This is a genomic window from Pseudomonas lundensis, from assembly GCF_002269125.1.
In the GTDB taxonomy this organism is placed as follows: Bacteria; Pseudomonadota; Gammaproteobacteria; order Pseudomonadales; family Pseudomonadaceae; genus Aquipseudomonas; species Aquipseudomonas lundensis_A.
Genome location: NZ_NQKI01000080.1, coordinates 1 through 2581, shown reverse-complemented (window position 1 = coordinate 2581; position 2581 = coordinate 1). Strand labels below are relative to the sequence as shown.

The 2581-nt window shown below is 56.0% G+C and carries 2 protein-coding genes; both read left to right on the top strand.

Translation table 11 applies throughout. The features are described from left to right. The first annotated feature begins 115 nt into the window (after nucleotides 1–115). Nucleotides 116–1615 carry an IS21 family transposase gene (gene istA / locus CJF39_RS22485; RefSeq protein WP_102619021.1) on the top strand — a complete coding sequence of 500 codons (1500 nt, stop codon included), beginning with the start codon at nucleotides 116–118 and terminating at the stop codon, nucleotides 1613–1615. After that, on the top strand, nucleotides 1608–2411 hold the full coding sequence (gene istB, locus CJF39_RS22480) for an IS21-like element ISPsy20 family helper ATPase IstB (protein ID WP_094995361.1): 804 nt from the start codon (nucleotides 1608–1610) through the stop codon (nucleotides 2409–2411). Before istA ends, istB begins: the two co-directional genes overlap by 8 nt. Nucleotides 2412–2581: the final 170 nt, after the last annotated feature.

Genomic DNA, 2581 nt, shown 5'->3' with positions numbered 1-2581 from the left:
TAATCACACTGACCGAAAACTGACCCAGTAGAGGCTCTTCTGCCGACTGAAAACTGACCCAGGTGTTCAACTGCTTCTGCTCACTTTTCGAGCAGGAGAACACAGGGTGATCAGCATGGAAATGTTGGGAAAAATCCGGCGGATGTACTTCCGCGACAAGCTCTCGCTGCATCAGATAGCCAAGCGTACCGGGCTGTCGAGAAACACCATCCGAAAATGGGTCAGAGCGCCCGAAGCCATTCAGCCAGCGTACCAACGGTGCGCAACCTTCAATAAGCTCAGCCCTTTTCACGAGACCCTGGAGCAGGCGCTCAAGGCCGATTCGTTCCGGCCAAAACACAACCGCAGGAGCGCCAAAGCACTTTTTGAGCAGATCAAAGCCGAGGGTTATGACGGCGGTTACAGCCAGCTCACGGCGTTTGTGCGCTCTTGGCGAGGCGAGCAAGGCAAGTCTTTACGCGCTTTTGTACCGCTGACGTTTGCGCTCGGTGAGGCCTTTCAATTTGACTGGAGCGAAGAAGGTCTGCTGATCGGTGGTCTTTTTCGACGTATCCAGGTCTCCCACATGAAGCTGTGTGCCAGCCGCGCATTCTGGTTAGTTGCGTACCCCAGCCAAGGCCACGAGATGCTGTTTGATGCCCACACCCGTTCGTTTGGAGCGTTGGGTGGTGTGCCGCGTCGCGGCATCTACGACAACATGAAAACGGCTGTCGACAAGGTCAACAAAGGCAAAGGGCGCACGGTCAACGCCCGGTTTTCCGTGATGTGCGCGCACTATCTGTTCGATCCGGACTTCTGCAACGTGGCCTCTGGCTGGGAAAAAGGCATCGTCGAAAAGAACGTTCAGGACAGCCGGAGGCGAATCTGGCTCGATGCTCAAAACTGTATGTTTCACACCTTCGAGGAACTGAATGTCTGGCTCGGCCAACGTTGTCGGTCGCTCTGGAGCGAACTGGTGCATCCGCAGTACAACGGGCTGACGGTGGCCGAGGTCTTAGAGCTGGAGCAGGTCGAAATGATGCCAATGCCGACGGCATTTGATGGCTACGTCGAGCGTACCGTGCGGGTCTCCAGCACCTGCCTGATCAGCGTGGCGCGAAATCGCTATTCAGTGCCATGTGAGCGCGTCGGCCAGTGGGTCAGTAGCCGTTTGTACCCTTCGCGGATCGTGGTCATTGCTGACGAAACGGTGATCGCCAGTCACGAGCGCCTCTTTGATCGAGATCAGGTCAGTTTTGACTGGCAGCACTACATCCCACTCATCGAACGCAAGCCTGGTGCATTGCGCAACGGTGCGCCATTTGCTGATCTGCCAAAACCGTTACGGCTTCTCAAACGAGGACTGAGGCGTCACACCAACGGTGATCGAATCATGATGCAGGTACTGGCTGCTGTGCCAATTGCGGGGCTCGAACCTGTGCTGGTGGCGGTGGAGCTGGTACTTGAATCGGGAAGTCTGAGCGCCGATCACATCCTCAATGTCCTTGCCCGCCTGACCTCCACCGCACTACCTCCCAGTGTAGAAACCAGCCTGCAACTCAAGGTCGCGCCTGTTGCCAATACAGCACGCTACGACCGGCTCCGTGCGACCGATGAGGAGAATCGCAATGCGTGACCTAATGACTGAACTCAAAGAACTTCGCCTGCACGGCATGGCCAGTGCTTGGGAAGAACTGGTCTCTCAAGGAACAGCGTCGACGGCTTCATCGAAATGGCTGCTGGAACATCTGCTTCAGCAGGAACATGCGGATCGCGCGGTGCGCTCGGTGAATCATCAGATGAACATGGCAAAACTCCCCATGCACCGTGACTTAGCTGGCTTTGACTTCAGCGCTTCCAGCGCTGATGCCCGGCTGGTCAGCGATCTATCCAGCTTAGCGTTCACTGAAACGGCGCAGAATGTCGTGTTCATTGGCGGCCCTGGAACCGGGAAAACACACCTGGCCAGTGCCTTGTCTGTATCCGGAATCACGGCCCACAACAAACGCGTGCGCTTCTTTTCCACGGTGGATCTGGTGAATCTGCTGGAGCGTGAGAAGTACGATGGCAAGGCAGGGCGAATCGCCCAGGGACTGCTTCGCACAGACCTGGTGATACTGGATGAGCTGGGATATTTGCCCTTTAGCCAAAGCGGCGGTGCCCTGTTATTTCACCTGCTGTCCAAACTGTACGAACACACCAGCGTGGTCATCACCACCAACCTCAGCTTCTCGGAATGGTCGAGTGTGTTTGGCGACGCCAAGATGACCACCGCGTTGTTGGATCGGCTGACACATCACTGCCACATCGTCGAAACGGGCAACGAGTCCTACCGCCTACAACACAGCACCTTGGCCGCCCAGACAAAGATCAAGTCACGGGAACGAAAGCGCAAGGACGGAGATGATGTCGAGGACGATGAGCCATTTTGATCCGCACCATAAATACCCTGCTGCATGCCTACATGCGGTGGGGGTTGATGCGTCTTGAATCGGCCCACTGCTGCTAAGCTTATCCACAATTGCTGGGACAGAAATCAGCAATCCGTCCTGGGTCAATTTTCAATCGGCAGGGTGGGTCAGTTTTCAATCAGCGCCAACAC

Coding starts and splice junctions, on each gene's coding strand:
- istA (WP_102619021.1), top strand. CDS start 116: ATGGAAATGTTGGGAAAAATCCGGCGGATGTACTTCCGCGACAAGCTC.
- istB (WP_094995361.1), top strand. CDS start 1,608: ATGCGTGACCTAATGACTGAACTCAAAGAACTTCGCCTGCACGGCATG.